This window comes from Lysinibacillus sp. UBA5990 (assembly GCF_002429815.1).
In the GTDB taxonomy this organism is placed as follows: domain Bacteria; phylum Bacillota; class Bacilli; order Bacillales_A; family Planococcaceae; genus Lysinibacillus; species Lysinibacillus fusiformis.
On the sequence record NZ_DJAY01000015.1, the window covers coordinates 250,891 to 269,666 of the forward strand.

Consider the following 18,776-nt stretch of genomic DNA (forward strand, 5'->3'; position numbering starts at 1 on the left):
GTCATCTTTCGAAAGGAGTTCTGGAGGAATCATTTAATTCTCTAAAATATATGTTCACCCAATGGGCGCTACCTGCATATGATGGAGTGAAAAGAGTCGAAGGAGGAATTGCGCTGAAACGTTTACGACAAATCGTGACGAAAGCAGTAGTTGCCAAAGGGAAGAAGAGAACGGAAGAGCGTGTAACATTATCACCAACAAATAAACCGACAAGTATTTTAGGATGCTGGGTAATTAACCATACTTGCTCTGCTAAAAGAGTCGGGAAATTTGTAGAAGTAACAGGGAAATTTGACGTCAATGTATGGTATGCCTATAGTAATCATTCGAAGACAGCTGTGTTTTCGGAAACAATTCACTATAAAGACAAAGTGAAGCTTCACTATCGAGAAGGAGAAATTAGCGTTGGTGATGATGTTCGTGTACGGGTAATACAAGAACCAAATTGTATTGAAGCAGTAATTTCTTCATGTGGTACGAAATTTGAAATTGTAGTAGAACGTGAAGTGATTGTGGAAGTAATGGGTGAAACAACAATTTGTATTAGTGTACATCCGCTAGATTATGAAGAAGACTGGAGCTTAAATGATGAGAGTTCATCATCATCATCATCTAGCTCGAGCTCAAGCTCATCTTCAAGCTCTGATGGAGAAGGTAGGTATGTATTAGAGTCATCATCGTTTCCTGATGAACGACCAAGATAATTTTAGAAACCATCATTTTTCGATACATGCGAAACGCTAGCATCTTAAAAAAGGTGAAGGAAGCGTTTCGCATGTATCTTTTGTTATAATAAAACTATCTATAGGTAAGAGCGAGGTAAATATTTATATGACAACATATACACCAATGATGCAACAGTATCTACAGGTTAAAGAAGATTACAAGGATGCCTTTTTATTTTTTAGATTAGGTGACTTTTATGAAATGTTTTTTGAGGATGCCATTAATGCCTCACAAATTCTAGAAATTACATTAACGAGCCGGGATGCTGGCGCAAAAGAACGAATTCCAATGTGTGGTGTGCCGCATCATTCGGCTAAAAATTATATTGAAACACTTGTGCAAAAAGGCTATAAAGTGGCTATTTGTGAACAAACAGAAGATCCAAAGCAAGCAAAAGGCGTGGTCAAACGTGAAGTGGTTCAACTCATCACACCCGGTACAATTATGGAAGGTAAGACACTTGAAGGGAAATCCAATCATTTTATTGGAGCAGCCGAACAACTGGATGACACAACATTTGGCTATGCATATCTAGATTTATCAACAGGTGAAGCCGTGGCTTCGTCCATTGAAGGGGATGGCAAAGCATTATTAATGCAAATGCAGGCTTATGGTATTCGGGAACTTATTGTAACGGATGGTTTACAGTTATTGTTAGCAGAACATGCTGCAAATGCCGCCATTGTACTGTCAGTGGAAGCGGATGAAATGGCGGTGGATCAAGCAGCTAGCTATGTAGAAGCTGTTCCACCAGCCCTACAAATTTCATGCCTTCGATTATTGGCCTATATAGATAAAACACAAATGCGTTCGTTATCCCATATTCAAGCATTTACGTTTAATGAAATGAAACATTATTTACGCATTGATTCTAGCTCAAAGCGAAATTTAGAGCTAATTCAATCCATTCGCGGTGGAGATCAAAAAGGGACACTGTTATGGTTGCTCGATGATACTGTCACAGCAATGGGTGGCCGTAAATTAAAACAATGGCTACATCAGCCGCTTGCCACACGCTCAGCTATTGAGGCTAGACTAGCGATTGTAACTGATTTATTAGAAGAATATTTTGTTCGAACAGAGTTACAAACTGCTTTAAAACAGGTATATGATTTAGAGCGGCTGGCTGGTCGCGTTGCTTTTGGCAATGTAGGTGGCCGTGATTTAGCACAATTACGTGATTCGTTGCGCCAAGTGCCAGCTATTCAGCAGCAGTTAATAGGTGCGGGTAAGGAGACACTCCAACAATTAGGGGCAGCTCTCGATACATGTACAGCTGTTGAGGAGCTTTTAGCAAATGCCATAACGGATAATCCACCAATTACCATTAAAGAAGGGGATGTGATTCGAGACGGCTATCATGAACGATTAGACGAGCTTCGATATGCCGCTCGCAATGGTAAGGATTGGATTGCTCAGCTCGAGCAAGAAGAGCGTTTGAAAACAGGCATTAAAAACTTGAAAATTGGCTATAATCGCATCTTTGGTTATTATATTGAAATTACAAAATCTAATATCCATTTAGCAGATTTAACTCGTTATGAGCGCAAACAGACGCTAGCTAATGCAGAGCGCTATATTACACAGGAATTAAAAGAAAAAGAAGCATTGATTTTAAATGCTGAGGAAGAAAGCCTAACACTAGAGTACAACCTATTTGTAGAAATTCGAGATGCATTAAAGGAATTTATTCCACGTGTACAAGCACTAGCAGCGAGCATAAGTGAGTTAGATGTTTTGCTAAGCTTTGCTAGCATCTCAGAAAAATATCGTTTTACAAAACCACAATTCCATAATGGACGAGCGCTTGAAATCATTGAAGGTCGCCATCCTGTTGTGGAAAAAATGTTGAACAAGCAAATGTATGTACCAAACGATTGTGTGCTAGAAGAACAGAATAATATGATGCTTATTACTGGGCCGAATATGTCTGGTAAAAGTACCTATATGCGTCAGGTAGCATTAATTGTCGTCATGGCACAAATGGGCTGCTATGTACCTGCTGAAAAGGCAAAGCTACCGATTACTGACCAAATTTTCACGCGCATCGGAGCAGCTGATGATTTAGCAGCAGGGCAATCTACATTTATGGTAGAAATGCTTGAATCTCAACACGCCATTATGCATGCCACAAAAAACAGTTTAATGTTATTTGATGAAATAGGCCGGGGAACCTCTACTTATGATGGGATGAGTTTAGCTCAATCCATGATGGAATATATTCATGACAAAATCGGTGCCAATACGTTATTTTCTACGCATTATCATGAATTAACAGCTCTTGAAAAGGATTTACCACGCTTACAAAATGTACATGTCGCAGCGACCGAAAAAAATGGCATGGTTGTGTTCCTGCATAAGGTAAAAAAAGGTGCTGCTGATAAATCATACGGTATTCATGTGGCACAATTAGCGCAATTACCAGAAGAAATTTTGGCAAGAGCACGTGTGCTATTGGAAAACTTTGAGGCTGGGAACGAAGTAGTGGCTGAAACACAGAAAATAGCAGAACCGACACTGCAAATGTCCTTATTTACTGAAGAAGAGCCAATTGCACCAGCTGGGGCAGAGGTGTTAAAAAAATTAGAGAAAGTTAATATTTTAGGAACTTCACCGATGCAGGCAATGAATATTTTATATGAGTTACAGCAAGAGTTATTAAACATGAAAAAATAAAGGAGTGATTCGTTAGTGGGAAACATACAAATTATGGACGAATGGCTCTCCAATAAAATTGCAGCAGGAGAAGTAGTTGAAAGACCAGCTTCAGTTGTCAAAGAGCTAGTAGAAAATGCGATTGATGCGGGAAGTACGTCCATTGATGTTTTTTTACTAGAAGCGGGTCTCACTTCCATTCAAGTAATTGATAATGGTAGCGGTATGGATGAAGAGGATGCCATCATGTCATTCTCTCGCCATGCAACGAGTAAAATTCATCAAGAACATGATTTATTTCGTATTCGGACATTGGGCTTCCGTGGTGAGGCATTAGCATCTATAGCTTCTGTTTCAAAAATGACTTTAATTACATCGAACGGTGAATCCGGTACACATTTAGAGCTGGAGGGTGGTCATATGTTGACGCATAAGCCCGGCCCTTTACGTAAAGGGACAGATCTGACGGTATCACAATTATTCTTTAACACTCCTGCTCGCTTAAAATATATGAAAACTATTCAAACTGAACTTGGGCACACTATAGACTTAATGAATCGTCTTGCGCTTAGTAACCCACAAATTGCTTTTAGATTACTGCATAATGGTCAAATATTACTCCAAACAAATGGACGAGGAGATGTGCAACAAGTGCTTGCTGCCATTTATGGAGTACATAATGCCAAGAAAATGGTGTTTTTCCAAGGAGAATCACACGATTATCGCATTTCTGGCTATGTGACTCTACCAGAGGTGACGCGTGCTTCAAAAAATTATATGTCTCTATTCGTCAATGGTCGCTGGGTTAAGCATTATTTAGTACAAAAAGCTATTGTTGATGCCTACCATACGTATTTACCAATTGAACGTTTTCCTATTGTGGTTCTTTATATAGAGGGAGATCCATTTTTGACAGATGTCAATGTGCATCCTGCGAAACATCAAATTCGTTTAAGTAAGGAGCCAGAGCTTTTAAAATTAATCGAAGAAACTATCCGTGAAAGAATACGTAGCGTTATTCGCGTACCACAAATGGAGAAAAAAGAAAAAATCGTCAAACCAGCTACAGAGCAATTAAATATTTGGAAGCCTGCACCTAAGATAGATGTGGAGAAAATGAACGCAATTGTAGAGAAGTTATATGATGTACAAACCGTTCAAGAAAACAATCGAGAAACTACAGTAGAGCCAGAGCCTATTTCTACTATTGTGGAGGATTACGTGCAGCCAACTCCGCCATTAAAGATTGAAGAAATAGAAGAAGTACCTGTTATGGAGCAACATGAGGAATTAGCAGATAAGACGGCTAATGAGCCGTTCCCTGAGCTAGAAGTAGTAGGGCAAATCCATGGCACATACATTGTAGCCCAAATGGAGGATGGTTTTTATTTAATTGATCAACATGCTGCACAAGAGCGCATTAAATATGAATTTTTCCGAGAAAAGGTCGGTCAAGTTAATCCACATGAACGTCAGGCATTACTGCTTCCACTAACATTCCACTATGCGGCCGATGAGGCTCTTTTATTACGAGAACACAAACATGAATTAGAAGCAGTAGGCGTATTTTTAGAGGAATTTGGACAATCTTCCTTTGTTGTACGCGAGCACCCTAGTTGGTTCCCTAAAGGTGAGGAACAGGAAATCATTGAAGATTTAATTGAACAGGTGCTGACGACTAAAAAGGCAGATGTTAAAAAATTACGTGAAGCCGCCGCGATTATGATGAGCTGTAAAAAATCTATTAAGGCCAATTATTATTTAACGAAAGAACAAATGGAAATTTTGCTGAGAGATTTACGCAAAGCTGATAATCCATTTACATGTCCACACGGACGTCCAGTGCTCATTCATTTTACATCTTATGAAGTGGAAAAAATGTTCAAACGGGTCATGTAGTGAAAAGGGGGAAAATAATGGGCGAATTTATTTTAGCAATTGATCAAGGCACAACAAGCTCAAGAGCTATCTTATTCGATAAAAAAGGTGAAATTGTTCATGTAGCACAAAAGGAGTTTCAGCAAATTTTTCCGAGGGCTGGCTGGGTAGAACATAATGCCAATGAAATTTGGGGTTCGGTCCTTTCAGTAATTGCAACCGTCTTAACAGAAAGTGGGCATGATGCTAGTGAGGTCCATGCTATTGGAATAACGAATCAGCGAGAAACAACCGTTGTGTGGAATAAACATACAGGACAGCCTATTTACAACGCCATTGTCTGGCAGTCGCGTCAAACGCAGGAAATCGTGAATCACCTGAAAGAACAAGGGCATGAGAAGCTTTTTCAGCAAAAAACGGGATTACGTCTAGATGCTTATTTTTCAGCCACAAAAATTAAATGGATGTTAGATCATGTAGAGGGCGCACGTGAAATGGCTGACAATGGAGATTTATTATTCGGCACGATTGATTCTTGGATAGTTTGGCGATTATCAAAGGGAAAGGCTCATGTTACCGATTATTCAAATGCGGCTCGAACGTTACTATACAATATTCATGACTTACAATGGGATGCGGAACTTTGTCAGCTATTAGATATTCCGATGTCGATGCTTCCTGAAGTGAAAAATTCATCAGAAATTTACACTGAAACGGCAGCAAGTATTTTCTTTGGCGAAAAAATTCCGATTGCAGGTATTGCTGGTGATCAGCAGGCTGCACTTTTTGGTCAAACTTGTTTTACAAAGGGAATGGCTAAAAACACGTATGGTACTGGCTGCTTTATGTTATTGAATACAGGACAACAGGCAGTAAAATCGGAAAATGGGTTATTGACGACAATTGCTTGGGGAATAGATGGTAAGGTAACCTATGCATTAGAGGGAAGTGTTTTCGTAGCAGGCTCAGCGATCCAATGGCTACGAGACGGACTACGTATGATTCGGACTGCAGAGGATTCAGAAACCTATGCTAAAAAAGTAGCCAATACGGATGGTGTCTATGTTGTACCTGCCTTCGTTGGACTAGGTACACCTTATTGGGATACAGATGCTCGCGGTGCCATTTTTGGATTAACGCGTGGCACTTCTAAAGAACATTTCATCCGTGCGACACTTGAATCATTGGCCTATCAAACGAAGGATGTACTCGATGCTATGGAAGAAGCCGCGGAGGCACCTATTGAAGTACTCCGTGTAGATGGTGGTGCTGTAAAAAATGAGTTATTAATGCAATTCCAAAGTGATGTCTTACAGTTGCATGTAGAACTGGCAAAGCTCAATGAATCAACAGCACTAGGTGCAGCTTATTTAGCAGGACTTGCTACAAATTTTTGGCCAAATCAAGAGGTTTTATCTGCACTGTGGGTAAATGGTCAAACCTACCAGCCAAAAATGGAAAAAGACCAAGCGACAACTCTTTATGCTGGCTGGCAAAGAGCTGTAGAGGCAACACGAATTTTTAAATCTTAGCTATTGGGGGAAAAAGGTATGTTTTCATATGAGCATCGTCCAAAAATTTTATATTATTTAGAGCACTATAGTTTTGACGTTTTAGTCATTGGTGGAGGCATTACGGGTGCAGGTATTGCCCTGGATGCTGCATCGAGGGGACTGTCCGTCGCTTGTATCGACATGCAGGATTTCTCTGCTGGAACATCGAGTCGATCAACTAAACTCATCCATGGTGGACTAAGATATTTAAAGCAATTTGATGTAGGAGTTGTAGCAGAGGTGGGACGTGAACGTGAAATCGTCTATGACAATGCTGTTCATGTGACAACACCAGAAAAAATGCTTTTGCCTTTATATAAAAAGGGTTCCCTTAGCCCGATGACAACATCTCTAGCCTTAAAAGTTTATGACCGTTTAGCAGGTGTCAAAAAACAGGAACGTAGAACGATGCTAAATGCGCAAGAGACCTTAGCATTAGAACCTTTACTCAATCAAGAAGGACTTGTTGGTGGAGGATATTATGTTGAATATCGTACGGATGATGCGCGTCTTACAATTGAAGTATTAAAGAAGGCTGTTGAATATGGGGCACTTTGTCTTAATTATGCGGAGATGAAGGAATTTATCTACGAGAAGAAAAAGCTTGTTGGAATTAAAGTAGAAGATCATTTAACAGGACGCATTTTAAATGTACATGCTGCACAAATTGTCAATGCTACAGGTCCTTGGGTGGATGATGTACGACAAAGGGATAAAGTAGCTGATAATAAGCAATTAAGATTGACGAAGGGTGTTCATATTGTCCTGAATCAAAAAGATTTTCCATTAAAGCAAGCAATTTATTTCGATATTGCTGATGGGCGTATGGCATTTGCTATTCCGCGTGATGGTAAAACCTATGTAGGTACAACCGATACTGTCTTTGAGGGCAATCCAGTGCATCCTATTGCAACACAGCAAGATGTGGACTATTTAATAGAGGCGGCAAAGAAAGTCTTTCCTTCAGCTAATATTACAAGAGCTACAGTTGAATCATCGTGGGCAGGCGTTCGTCCATTGATTTATGAAAAAGGAAAGAATCCTTCAGAAATTTCAAGGAAAGATGAAATTTGGACGGCTCCGAGTGGTTTAATGACGATAGCAGGTGGCAAGCTAACAGGCTACCGACAAATGGCAGAATCGATTGTAGATAAAATTGTAAAAACCCATCGTTATAAGCATGCGAGTGCATCCATAACTCGAGAATTATCTCTGTCAGGTGCAAAGGGTATTAACGCTATCAATTTCCCTGATTATATTGCCTATAAAGCTCGAGAGGGTGTTCAGTATGGTTTAAATTATGATGAAGCCAAGCAACTTGTCCAAAAATATGGCACGAATGTGGATGCTTTATTTGATCGTGTAAAATACTTACATGAGCATGGTAGTACAATGCCACTTACTTTACATGCGATGCTATTATATGGCTTAGAAGCTGAGATGGTCTATACGCCAAGTGACTTCTTTATTCGTCGTACTGGCATGCTATATTTTGACATTGAAGCAGTCAAGCTCTATAAGCAACAAGTGCTTCAAGTGATGCAACAGCACTTGAATTATACGGAGGAACAACGAGATGCTTATATGGCTGAATTAGATCAAGCCATCATGGATGCCACTATTTTCGTGAAAGAAGGGGAGTAAGCGATGGAGCGTTATATTCAAATGTCAGATGGACATTTTGTATTCACACGAACATTAGAATCTAAAAGGCCATGTATTGGACATATCCATATTTTACACGGCATGGCCGAGCATAGTGGTCGTTATTTAAAATTTGCTCAAACTCTTCAAAATGCCGGCTATGTAGTGACGATGCACGATCATCGTGGACATGGTGAAACAGCTGCTTATAATGGAACTTTGGGCTTTTTTGCTGAAAATAACGGCTTTGAACGTGTTGTAGAAGATGCACATGAAGTCATTACTCAATTACATGCACCATTTGCCGACAAACCGTTCATTATTTTTGGTCATAGTATGGGCTCATTCATTACGAGACGCTATATCCAACGGTATGGGGAACAGGTTGACAATGTTGTGCTCTGTGGAACTGGCAATGTTACAGCTTTACATGCAATTGGTAATATCGTATCCAAGGCTTTAGCAAAAGGTCTTGGTAAAGAGACAGAAAGCCGTCTCCTCAATCAATTAAGTTTTGGTAGTTTTAATAAGCAGTTTCCAAACCCGAAGACTGCATATGATTGGCTATGCTCCGTACAGGTAGAAGTTCAAAAGTATATAGATGATCCATATTGTGGCTTTATTCCAACCAATCAATTTTTTGTAGATTTGACAACAGGCTTTTCAACCTTGAACCGCAAAAAAGAAATTGCCAAAGTAAGAAAGGATCTTCCAATACTTTTGATAAGTGGCAGTAAAGATCCTGTCGGTGAAAAAGGACTAGGCGTGTACGCAGTGGCAGAACAATTGGCAACTGCTGGTGTAGAGGATGTCACTGTTTATTTATTTGAAGATAAGAGACATGAAATTTTAAATGAAGACAATCAAGAAGCAGTCTTTCAAGTATTATTACGGTGGTTAGAAAAATATGATAGAAAATAAATTACAGCAGGCAGAGGTCGTAGCAATAGTAGGACCAACTGCTTCTGGAAAAACAGCGTTAAGTATTGAACTTGCCAAAAAGTATAATGGAGAGATCATTAACGGTGACTCCATGCAAGTTTATAAAGGGCTAGATATAGGTACAGCGAAAATTACGGAAGAAGAAATGGAGGGAGTCCCTCATCATTTACTAAGTTTTCTGGAGCCGACAGAATCATTTTCAGTGGCCGATTATCAAAAGCTAGTAAGAGCAAAAATTGCTGACATACAAGCTCGTCATAAGCTACCGATTATAGTTGGTGGCTCAGGCTTATATGTACAAGCTGTTCTGTTTGATTTTCAATTTACTGATGAAAAAGTGGATGAGGCAGCACGTCAAGCCTATTATGATGAATTAGCGAAGCTTGGTCCTGAGGCTATGCACGATAAATTAAAACAACTAGACCCTCAAACTGCAGAGGCCATTCATCCAAATAATACACGTCGTGTCATTCGTGCATTAGAGATGCTAGAATTAAGCGGTGTATCGAAGGCAGCTGAAGCTCAAAATCGAGGCGAAGTGCCTCTCTATAATCACTTGATCTTAGGGCTAGGTCAAAATATGTCACGAGAGGTGCTTTATGACCGTATTAACCGCCGTGTCGATTTGATGATGGAGAATGGTCTTTTAGAAGAGGTCAGTGGTCTATGGCAACAAAATATCCGAGGTGTGCAGTCTATACAAGCCATTGGTTATAAGGAATTATATGATTATTTAGATGGTAAATGTTCGCTAGAAGGCGCTATTGACAGCCTAAAACAAAACTCTCGCCGCTATGCGAAAAGGCAACTTACTTATTTCCGCAATAAAATGGATGTCCATTTTGTGATGACAGGTGAGCAATTATAAAATTAAAGAAAAATTTCTAAAAATTACTAATTGATAAATTGGTAGAACGTGCTACTATAGGAATGAAGAGGTAGAAAGTTAGTAGGGAGGCTATTTGATGAAATCAATCAACTTGCAAGATACGTTCTTGAACCAACTACGTAAAAACAGTGTTTTTGTAACTGTATTTCTATTAAACGGATTTCAGTTAAAAGGGACTGTGAAATCATATGATAATTTTACAGTTTTATTATTAGATGCTGATAATAAGCAGCACCTGATTTACAAGCACGCTATTTCTACATTCGTTCCAGCTAAACAAATAGAATTTTTAGAGACAGAAGCATAAAAAGATTGTTAAACAGTTAGTGTTCTCACACTGGCTGTTTTTTTTGCTTCAGGCTATAATGATAGAGGAAATAGATATTTGGAGGACGAGTTTGATGAAATCAATGGAAACAACACAATTATTAGAACTATTAGATGCAAATGAAGACCTATATATTATTGATGTACGTGAAGAGGATGAAGTAGCACATGGCATGATTCCTGGTGCTCAACATATTGCTCTTGGGACAATCCCAGAACGTCTAGAGGAATTAGATGAAACTAAGCCATATATTATCGTTTGTAAGGCTGGTGGCCGTTCAGCTAATGCTTGTTCTTATTTAGAGGCACAAGGATTTGATGTGACAAATCTTGAAGGCGGCATGTTAGCTTACGATGGCGAATTAGAATTTAAATAATGACATAATGAAAAAAGAAAGAGTGTATACTCTTTCTTTTTTCATGTGCTTATTTTTGGAGTGAGTCCATGATGAGGCTAAAGTTTTTTTCAAAGTTCATGTACGGGTTCACGTTTTTTTGCCCACGAACCTTTGAAGCATAGCTGGCAAAATTTAAACCAGCACCGTATATTTGTAAAGCGCCATTCGCAAGATCTCCCTTTTGTAAGAGCTCGATGCCATCCTTTAAGAAATTTTCACTCTCATCGAAGTGACATTCCGCCATATATTTATCTCCACTATAAAATAATTTCAAATTTTCCATAATGACATACGCTGTTTCTTCACTGATGGAAGCATCAACATTTATTAATAACTGATTAATCGGTTTCACTAACTGAGCGTAATGACTATCATAATTTTCACAAGTGTCCGCAATAGCGTTTCTTAATTCTCTTGCGTTCATTCTAACTCCTCCTTAAAGAAAATTTTAGGCTAACCTTATGAAGTAATTAGCCATTCCTTTTCCCTGTATCTATAAAACGTACTCTTTAATTTTCAGAAATATGTTACAATTATATCGATGAAGGAGGGATTTTGTATGTTTCGTTCAATAGCACCCCCAACAATGTCTTTACAGTAGAATCTACTGTTAAGGCATACGATAACAGTTTGCTCATTTTCAATAGATTCTACTGTATAGATTAAAACTTATACGTAGAAAGTAGGAATTGTAATGAGCGGAAAATTAGCGTTTATATTATCCATGTTTATTTTTGGCGCAGTTGGTGTTTTCGCCAAGTATATACCTTTAAATTCTAGTGAAATCGCTTTTTGGATGAGTTTAATTGGTGCTTGTTTTTTGATAGTGATTTTTATTTATAAAAAGGAAAGCTTTACGAAAAGAAGTATTCTCAAAAATAAGTGGAAATTAGTACTTTCTAGTGTTGCCTTATGTGGGAATTGGATTTTCTTATTTCAGGCTTATAAAGAAACAACAATTGCTAATGCTGCACTTAGTTATTATTTTGCACCAGTACTTGTTATCTGCTTATCTCCAATTATCTTAAAGGAGAAGCTAGTTGGCAGAAAAATACTGTATGTCTGTGTGGCCCTTATCGGACTCTTTTTGATAGTCCAAAGTCAAGGCACTGGGGACAGTAAACATTTTATTGGCATTGTCTACGGTCTTATTGCTGCATGCTTTTACACAGCTTTAACATTTACAAATAAATGTATATGTGGCTTAAAAGAACCGGAAAATACAATAATTCAACTATCTTTAGCAGCATTTTTCCTTTGCTTTTATATACTTGGGACAACAGGATTTCAGGTCATGACATTCAGTTTTAAGTCAGTCCTATTATTAATTTCATTAGGTATTGTCCATGCAGGGGTTGGATTTTTATTGTTCTTTTGGGGCATGTCAAAGCTGAAAGGGCAAAGTATAGCCATTCTTAGCTATATAGATCCACTGACATCATTAGTCATTTCAACGATGATTATTGGAGAAAAAATGACGCTTCTACAAATAATAGGAGCGGTACTATTATTAGGGTCAACATTGCTAAGCGAGCTAGAAAAAGAGCCAAAGAAATAGTACAAGTAACGCATTCAAATATTGACAGAAAAAATATGCTGTCGTAGATTATAAGTAGCTTAATACAAGCATTAGGTGCCCATTTAGGGAGAATAGGGAATAAAGTGAAAAGCTTTAGCGGACCCGCCACTGTAAAAGGGAGTTTAATAGTGAAGACCACTAGCAAATTGCTGGGAAGGTACTATGAAATGTTGAACTTAAGCCAGGAGACCTGCCTATTTGCTTTAAGAGGATATAGATGATGGAAAAGTCTGTAGTTTATTTGTCATGACAATAAACTACAGGCTTTTTTTGTCTTCATGAAAAACGAGAGGAGAAATGACAATGCAATTATTACAGGACACGATTCAAAACATTCAAGGCGCTGATAAGAATAGTAGGGAGCAAGCAAGGCGTCGAATAGATATTCTTTGTAAGCCGCCAGGTAGCCTAGGTAAATTAGAGTCCATTGCTGTGCAACTTTCTGGGATTACAGGACAATTATATCCGGTGATTGATAAAAAGGTGATGATTGTCTGTGCAGCAGATCATGGAGTTTGTAAGGAAGGTGTGACGACGAACCCACAAGATGTTACTTTATTTCAAACATTAAATTTTCCAAAGGGAGGTACAGGCGTTTGTGCGATTGCAAGTGTGACGAATACGAAGGTTGTAACGGTAGATGTTGGAGTAAAGGAAGATATTCCTCTCGATGCGGGCGTAATTGTTCAAAAAGTAAAATATGGTACAGATAACATGGCACAAGGCCCTGCTATGTCTAGAAAGGAGGCCATTCAATCTATTGAAGTGGGGATTCGTGTGGCAACAGACGAAATCACAAATGGAGCTAATCTGATTGGAACAGGTGAGATGGGCATTGGTAATACAACGCCGAGTACTGCCATTTTAGCTGTTTTGACTGGCTATGACCCAATTGAAATAACAGGATTTGGAGCAGGCGTTGGTCAAGGAGGAATTGCTCATAAAGCAAGGGTCATTGAAAAAGCAATTACGCTCAACAAACCCAATCCTACCGATATCATTGATGTTCTAGCTAAAGTTGGAGGGCTAGAGATCGGGGCTATGGCTGGTATCATACTTGCTGCCGCAAGTCACCGAAAACCTGTTGTCATTGATGGATTTATTTCAACGATTGCTGCGCTTATTGCTTATCAAATTGAACCGAAAGTAAAGGACTTTATCATACCTTCTCATGCATCGGAAGAGCCAGGAGCTAAAATAGCCGCTGAATTACTCGGAGTGGAACCGATGCTGCACATGAATATGCGCCTAGGAGAAGGTTCTGGTGCAGCCCTAGCCTTTCCTCTATTAGATGCTGCTTGCTCGATGATGAAAAATATGGTGACGCTGGAAAAAGCAATGAATCTTTTAGCTAAATAGTTACTGAAAAACAATTAAGCGCAAATAGTTAAGGAACTATTTGCGCTTATTCATTTTTAAAATCTATGATAGACTCTATGCCCGATTCAACCTTCGCAAAGGTAAACGCCATTTCATCATATAGGAAAGAATGCGTAAGGATGTTATTACCGCAAATAAAAAATAAAGGAAGATATCTCCTGTAAAAACTTCAAATCCAATAACAAGCCCTGCGAGAGCAGCCCAAACACCATAGACTTCGTCACGAAGAACAAGTGGTTTTCGTCTAGCTAATAAGTCACGCACGATACCACCACCTGACCCTGTTAAGACCGCAGCTACAATGACAGCGCTAATCGGCATATCTAGCTTTACGGCGTAGAGTGCGCCTTGAATAGCAAATGCTGATAAGCCAATTGCATCTGTGAAATTGCCCCAACGATGCCAGTGTTGAATCAAATGATGAGGAAAAATAAAAAATATGGTAATGGCAGCAAGTGCAATTTGAAACATCATATCCTGTCCCCATAATGTTGTGACAGGTAGCCCGATAAGTAAATTTCGAATAGCCCCTCCACCAAAAGCAGTGACGATACCGAGTATATAAACACCGAATAAATCGTATTCCTCTTCCATTGCAATAATTGCCCCAGAAATAGCAAAGGCAATTGTACCGATAATACTAAAAACTTCCCAAGCCATCCCTTTCACCCCTTCTATAAATAAATGAATCTCATTCCTAAAGCTGAAAGATCCTGTAAGTAACAAAATCTATGAATTTAATAGCCAAAATTCATCATTAAATACTCTTCTTGAAATAAGTACGCACATTAGCTTAGCGTAAATTTCGCTGAGAAACAATAGGCAAGTTTTACAGGGGCCTATACAAATTGATAAGATGTTAATGAAATAAAGAAAAACATCTGTCATAAGCGTTCATTACAAGTAGACGATTAAGAAATTCAAGGATAATCGAGGTTCATTTAGATATTGAATAAAGTTTACGGAATAATATGCATGACAATTGTGAAATGGAGAAGAAAAAGAATGACGTTTACATCTAATTTATCAGCATCGACGCTATCTTTAGCGGCAACAATAGAAGAGAGAGTGAGACCTTTTCATGCTAAGGTGGAAGAGATGGCGTTTTATAACCAGCAAAAAGTGCTAGCGGCATTTCGAAAACATCAAGTTAGTGATTATCATTTACACCCATCCAATGGCTATGGCTATGACGATGAGGGACGCGATAATTTAGAGCGTGTCTATGCTGAGGTATTTGGAGCAGAGGCTGCCATTGTTCGACCGCAAATTATTTCAGGGACACATGCAATTACGCTTAGTCTATTCGGTGTGCTACGTCCCGGTGATGAGCTGCTTTATATTTCTGGTCAGCCATATGATACGTTACAATCCATTGTCGATGGTGGTGACAAAGATACAGGTTCCCTGAAGGATTATCAAATCGGTTATTCACATGTTGATTTGCTGGATAATCAAACCATCGATTGGGCCGGTGTGAAAGGAGCCATAACAGCAAAGACGAAAATGATTGCCATTCAACGATCAAAGGGCTATGCAACACGCCCATCCTTTTCTATTGCAGAAATTGCTGACATGTGTGCAAAGATTCGTGAGTTAGCACCGGAGGCCATTATTTTTGTTGATAATTGTTATGGTGAATTTGTAGAAAAGCAAGAGCCTACAGAGATTGGTGCTGATTTAATGGCGGGCTCCCTCATTAAAAATCCAGGTGGAGGATTAGCGAAAATTGGAGGCTATATCGCAGGCCGAGCAGATTTAGTGGAGAAATGTGCGTATCGGATGACATCACCAGGAATCGGGGCAGAAGCAGGAGCGACATTAAATACATTAGGTGATTTTTATCAAGGGTTTTTCCTAGCTCCACATGTTGTATCACAAGCATTAAAGGGCGCCATTTTTACGGCAGCTATGCTGGAGGAAATCGGGATGAATACATCTCCAAGTTACCAGGCACATCGGACAGATTTAATACAATCGGTTTCTTTCCAAAGCGCACAGCAGATGATTGCCTTTTGTCGGGAAATACAAGCCAACTCGCCAATTAATGCTCATTATGCACCAGAACCTGCCTATATGCCAGGCTATGAAGATGATGTCATTATGGCAGCGGGAACATTTATCCAAGGCTCCAGCATAGAGCTTACAGCAGATGGTCCAATACGTCCGCCCTTTACAGCCTTTATACAGGGTGGACTAACATATGAGCATGTGAAATTTGCAATTTGTAGTGCGGTACAAGCTATTCAAAAATAGAGATGAGAAAATGGACAAACCGTAAATTTGAATAGTTTTTTACAATTTTCTCTCGGATTGAAAAAAATAGTACCAACCATGTTAGGAAACCTTACATGGTTGGTTGACAGTGAAAAAATTTCGTTATATGATAAGCGGGTATTGGAGGAGGACTTAAATGAGTCGTGAAATTAGACGAACTATGCCGTTATTATCAATGAGTATTGTAATGCAATTAACTGAGCTCTCGGCACGACAAATTCGTTACTATGAAGAACACCATTTAATTGAGCCGCACCGAACAGAAGGCAACCGGCGAATGTTTTCTTTAAATGACGTCGACACATTGCTTGAAATTAAAGACTACTTAGAACAGGGTATGAATATGGCGAAGATTAAAAAAATATTTGCTAAAAGGAAAGATCCTGTTGCTACAATTGAAGAACAAGATTTAAGTGATTCTGAATTACGTCAAATTATGCGTGAAGAAATGCGTCAAGCACAGCGCATGCAAAAATCATCCATCCGACGAGGGGATTTATCTCGATTCTATTAAAAATAGGGTAGGGTAAACATAAAAGCTAGACAAATTATAGGAGTGTGGAAAACTGTGGGTAAATACACAAAAGAGGACATTAAACGTCTCATCGAAGAAAAGAACGTAAGCTTTATTCGTTTACAATTTACAGATATTCTTGGCACAATCAAAAACGTTGAGATTCCTGTAAGTCAATTAGACAAAGCACTAGAAAATAAAATGATGTTTGATGGCTCATCTATTGAAGGCTTCGTTCGAATCGAAGAATCAGATATGTATTTATATCCTGATGTTGATACTTTCGTAGTATTCCCTTGGACTTCTGAAAAAGGGAAAGTAGCCCGTCTTATCTGTGATGTATACACTGCGAAAGGCGAACCGTTTGCTGGTGACCCACGTAACAACCTAAAACGTATTCTTAAAAAAATGGAAGATATGGGCTTCTCAAGCTTCAATTTAGGACCAGAGCCTGAATTCTTCTTATTCAAATTAGATGCAAAAGGCGAACCAACATTAGAAGTAAATGACCATGGCGGTTACTTCGACTTAGCTCCAACAGATCTAGGTGAAAACTGCCGTCGTGATATCGTATTAGAGCTAGAAGAAATGGGCTTTGAAATCGAAGCTTCTCACCACGAGGTTGCTCCTGGACAACATGAAATCGACTTTAAATATGCGGACGCTGTTACAGCTTGTGATAACATCCAAACATTTAAATTAGTCGTGAAAACAATTGCTCGTAAACACGGTTTACACGCTACATTTATGCCAAAGCCATTATTTGGTGAAGCAGGTTCTGGTATGCACTTTAACGTGTCACTATTTAAAGGCAAAGAAAATGCATTTTATGATGAATCTACAGAATTAGGACTATCTAGTACAGCTATGCAATTTATGGCTGGTGTCCTTGCACACGTACAAGGTTTCACGGCTGTTACAAATCCAACAGTTAACTCTTATAAACGTCTAGTACCAGGTTATGAGGCACCATGTTATGTAGCATGGTCAGCACAAAACCGTTCACCACTTATTCGTATTCCTTCAGCACGTGGCCTTTCAACTCGTGTAGAAGTACGTTCAGTGGACCCTTCTGCCAACCCATATTTAGCAATGGCTGTTATTTTAGAGGCAGGTCTAGAAGGTATTCGTCAAAACTTGACGCCACCAGCAGCTATTAACCGCAACATCTACGTGATGTCAGAGGAAGAGCGCCAAGCAAATGGCATTGAAAACCTACCAGCGGCACTTGATGATGCTTTAACATTATTGGCTAAAGATCAAGTAGCGCAAGCAGCTTTAGGTGAGCATATTTATGCTAACTTTAAAGAAGCAAAAGAAATCGAATTCGATATGTATCGTACAACTGTACATCAATGGGAACGCGATCAATATTTAAAAATGTATTAATAACGCATAAAACCGAGTACCTCTGAGAGAGGCTACTCGGTTTTTTTGTTTAAAATAATAAAGGGGCATTACTCGCCCCCACATTATCTATTAATAGCCCATATGTTTATGGGGATGATGCGGCATATGACAAGGGTTAGGTGGCATACCGCACATTGTATGTGTTTCACAGCATTCATTAACAACTGACTCTGTGCATGGGAAGTAGTATTGATGATCAATCATATGTTTGTTCACTGTTGTGACATGTGCTGGTTGTACATGTGGAACAACTGTGTGGATATAATTTGTACGAACATATTGCTCTGGTGGTAAAAATTGTGGTGGATCAAATTGCATTGGCATTGTTTGTGGCGGACAGCAGTGTGGACCTTTTGCCGGATGGCGTCTTCGGTGAAACATGTTATAACCTCCTGTTTTGATAAGTTGTCGTTCATTATTAAGATATGAGATAGACGTCAATAGGGACTATTTATTTGCCTATTATTGAATAGGTAAATCTAACAAGTCGCTGAAATGGTAGAAAATCTAATGTTGATATGCCTACAAATTAGGTGAAAGAATGAACTACCAAAAGCTTTTTTCACATTCTACTGTTGTCACAATGATATTGAATCGACCTAAT

At 39.0% G+C, this 18,776-nt stretch carries 17 protein-coding genes and 1 riboswitch; of the genes, 14 read left to right on the forward strand and 3 right to left on the reverse strand.

Translation table 11 applies throughout. The features are described 5' to 3' along the window. The first annotated feature begins 50 nt into the window (after positions 1-50). The 9 genes from cotE (at position 51) to B3D94_RS13755 (ending at position 10,991) form a co-directional block, all read left to right on the forward strand. Complete coding sequence (gene cotE / locus B3D94_RS13715; protein ID WP_175422990.1) at positions 51-704, forward strand: outer spore coat protein CotE; 654 nt, start codon at positions 51-53, stop codon at positions 702-704. Between the two features lie 127 nt (positions 705-831). Next, positions 832-3,402, forward strand: a complete 2,571-nt coding sequence (gene mutS, locus B3D94_RS13720) for a DNA mismatch repair protein MutS (RefSeq protein WP_291757769.1) — start codon at positions 832-834, stop codon at positions 3,400-3,402. 15 nt (positions 3,403-3,417) lie between these two features. Then, entirely contained in the window at positions 3,418-5,280 is a 1,863-nt protein-coding gene (gene mutL / locus B3D94_RS13725; RefSeq protein ID WP_291757771.1) for a DNA mismatch repair endonuclease MutL, read from the forward strand. A gap of 17 nt (positions 5,281-5,297) precedes the next feature. Beyond that, positions 5,298-6,791 carry a glycerol kinase GlpK gene (gene glpK, locus B3D94_RS13730; protein ID WP_291757773.1) on the forward strand — a complete coding sequence of 498 codons (1,494 nt, stop codon included), beginning with the start codon at positions 5,298-5,300 and terminating at the stop codon, positions 6,789-6,791. Between the two features lie 18 nt (positions 6,792-6,809). Next, entirely contained in the window at positions 6,810-8,456 is a 1,647-nt protein-coding gene (locus tag B3D94_RS13735) for a glycerol-3-phosphate dehydrogenase/oxidase (protein WP_069480423.1), read from the forward strand. A gap of 3 nt (positions 8,457-8,459) precedes the next feature. After that, positions 8,460-9,377, forward strand: coding sequence for an alpha/beta fold hydrolase (locus B3D94_RS13740; protein WP_291757775.1), 918 nt, complete (start codon positions 8,460-8,462; stop codon positions 9,375-9,377). Next, a complete protein-coding gene (gene miaA / locus B3D94_RS13745) occupies positions 9,364-10,266 on the forward strand; it encodes a tRNA (adenosine(37)-N6)-dimethylallyltransferase MiaA (protein WP_291757777.1) in 903 nt (300 codons plus the stop codon). The genes B3D94_RS13740 and miaA overlap by 14 nt, the downstream gene beginning before the upstream one ends. 97 nt (positions 10,267-10,363) lie before the next feature. Continuing rightward, on the forward strand, positions 10,364-10,594 hold the full coding sequence (gene hfq / locus B3D94_RS13750) for an RNA chaperone Hfq (protein ID WP_069480426.1): 231 nt from the start codon (positions 10,364-10,366) through the stop codon (positions 10,592-10,594). 94 nt (positions 10,595-10,688) lie between these two features. Then, the gene (locus B3D94_RS13755; RefSeq protein ID WP_025114024.1) at positions 10,689-10,991 is read left to right on the forward strand and encodes a rhodanese-like domain-containing protein; all 303 of its coding nucleotides are present in this window, start codon (positions 10,689-10,691) and stop codon (positions 10,989-10,991) included. A 49-nt stretch (positions 10,992-11,040) separates the two neighbouring features. Here B3D94_RS13755 and B3D94_RS13760 read toward each other — a convergent pair whose 3' ends face one another. Further along, positions 11,041-11,436 carry a hypothetical protein gene (locus tag B3D94_RS13760; protein WP_069480427.1) on the reverse strand — a complete coding sequence of 132 codons (396 nt, stop codon included), beginning with the start codon at positions 11,434-11,436 and terminating at the stop codon, positions 11,041-11,043. 270 nt (positions 11,437-11,706) lie between these two features. On the opposite strand from B3D94_RS13760, the gene B3D94_RS13765 reads away from it, so the two are divergent. Together B3D94_RS13765 and cobT are read left to right on the forward strand one after the other, a co-directional pair. Further along, positions 11,707-12,570 (forward strand): DMT family transporter, encoded by an 864-nt coding sequence (locus B3D94_RS13765; protein ID WP_291757783.1) that lies wholly within the window; start codon positions 11,707-11,709, stop codon positions 12,568-12,570. Positions 12,571-12,626: 56 nt separating this feature from the next. Continuing rightward, positions 12,627-12,803, forward strand: a riboswitch (cobalamin riboswitch). Positions 12,804-12,894: 91 nt separating this feature from the next. After that, complete coding sequence (gene cobT, locus B3D94_RS13770; protein WP_291757785.1) at positions 12,895-13,950, forward strand: nicotinate-nucleotide--dimethylbenzimidazole phosphoribosyltransferase; 1,056 nt, start codon at positions 12,895-12,897, stop codon at positions 13,948-13,950. A 75-nt stretch (positions 13,951-14,025) separates the two neighbouring features. Here the strand turns inward: cobT and B3D94_RS13775 are convergent, their stop codons facing one another. Beyond that, positions 14,026-14,631, reverse strand: a complete 606-nt coding sequence (locus tag B3D94_RS13775; RefSeq protein ID WP_291757787.1) for a trimeric intracellular cation channel family protein — start codon at positions 14,629-14,631, stop codon at positions 14,026-14,028. 345 nt (positions 14,632-14,976) lie between these two features. On the opposite strand from B3D94_RS13775, the gene B3D94_RS13780 reads away from it, so the two are divergent. From B3D94_RS13780 to glnA, 3 genes are all read left to right on the forward strand, one after another. Then, positions 14,977-16,227 carry an aminotransferase class I/II-fold pyridoxal phosphate-dependent enzyme gene (locus B3D94_RS13780; protein ID WP_069480431.1) on the forward strand — a complete coding sequence of 417 codons (1,251 nt, stop codon included), beginning with the start codon at positions 14,977-14,979 and terminating at the stop codon, positions 16,225-16,227. A 157-nt stretch (positions 16,228-16,384) separates the two neighbouring features. After that, positions 16,385-16,762 (forward strand): MerR family transcriptional regulator, encoded by a 378-nt coding sequence (locus B3D94_RS13785; protein ID WP_008174727.1) that lies wholly within the window; start codon positions 16,385-16,387, stop codon positions 16,760-16,762. A gap of 54 nt (positions 16,763-16,816) precedes the next feature. Continuing rightward, positions 16,817-18,151 carry a type I glutamate--ammonia ligase gene (gene glnA / locus B3D94_RS13790; RefSeq protein ID WP_069480432.1) on the forward strand — a complete coding sequence of 445 codons (1,335 nt, stop codon included), beginning with the start codon at positions 16,817-16,819 and terminating at the stop codon, positions 18,149-18,151. 90 nt (positions 18,152-18,241) lie between these two features. On the opposite strand, the gene B3D94_RS13795 is transcribed toward glnA, so the two are convergent. Continuing rightward, positions 18,242-18,553 (reverse strand): CotD family spore coat protein, encoded by a 312-nt coding sequence (locus B3D94_RS13795; protein WP_069480433.1) that lies wholly within the window; start codon positions 18,551-18,553, stop codon positions 18,242-18,244. Between the last annotated feature and the right edge of the window lie 223 nt (positions 18,554-18,776).

What these genes read in the sequence shown, in the direction of transcription:
- cotE (WP_175422990.1), top strand. Translation starts at nt 51, where the DNA reads ATGTTCACCCAATGGGCGCTACCTGCATATGATGGAGTGAAAAGAGTC.
- mutS (WP_291757769.1), top strand. Translation starts at nt 832, where the DNA reads ATGACAACATATACACCAATGATGCAACAGTATCTACAGGTTAAAGAA.
- glpK (WP_291757773.1), top strand. Translation starts at nt 5,298, where the DNA reads ATGGGCGAATTTATTTTAGCAATTGATCAAGGCACAACAAGCTCAAGA.
- B3D94_RS13735 (WP_069480423.1), top strand. Translation starts at nt 6,810, where the DNA reads ATGTTTTCATATGAGCATCGTCCAAAAATTTTATATTATTTAGAGCAC.
- B3D94_RS13740 (WP_291757775.1), top strand. Translation starts at nt 8,460, where the DNA reads ATGGAGCGTTATATTCAAATGTCAGATGGACATTTTGTATTCACACGA.
- miaA (WP_291757777.1), top strand. Translation starts at nt 9,364, where the DNA reads ATGATAGAAAATAAATTACAGCAGGCAGAGGTCGTAGCAATAGTAGGA.
- hfq (WP_069480426.1), top strand. Translation starts at nt 10,364, where the DNA reads ATGAAATCAATCAACTTGCAAGATACGTTCTTGAACCAACTACGTAAA.
- B3D94_RS13755 (WP_025114024.1), top strand. Translation starts at nt 10,689, where the DNA reads ATGAAATCAATGGAAACAACACAATTATTAGAACTATTAGATGCAAAT.
- B3D94_RS13760 (WP_069480427.1), bottom strand. Translation starts at nt 11,436, where the DNA reads ATGAACGCAAGAGAATTAAGAAACGCTATTGCGGACACTTGTGAAAAT.
- B3D94_RS13765 (WP_291757783.1), top strand. Translation starts at nt 11,707, where the DNA reads ATGAGCGGAAAATTAGCGTTTATATTATCCATGTTTATTTTTGGCGCA.
- cobT (WP_291757785.1), top strand. Translation starts at nt 12,895, where the DNA reads ATGCAATTATTACAGGACACGATTCAAAACATTCAAGGCGCTGATAAG.
- B3D94_RS13775 (WP_291757787.1), bottom strand. Translation starts at nt 14,631, where the DNA reads ATGGCTTGGGAAGTTTTTAGTATTATCGGTACAATTGCCTTTGCTATT.
- B3D94_RS13780 (WP_069480431.1), top strand. Translation starts at nt 14,977, where the DNA reads ATGACGTTTACATCTAATTTATCAGCATCGACGCTATCTTTAGCGGCA.
- B3D94_RS13785 (WP_008174727.1), top strand. Translation starts at nt 16,385, where the DNA reads ATGAGTCGTGAAATTAGACGAACTATGCCGTTATTATCAATGAGTATT.
- B3D94_RS13795 (WP_069480433.1), bottom strand. Translation starts at nt 18,553, where the DNA reads ATGTTTCACCGAAGACGCCATCCGGCAAAAGGTCCACACTGCTGTCCG.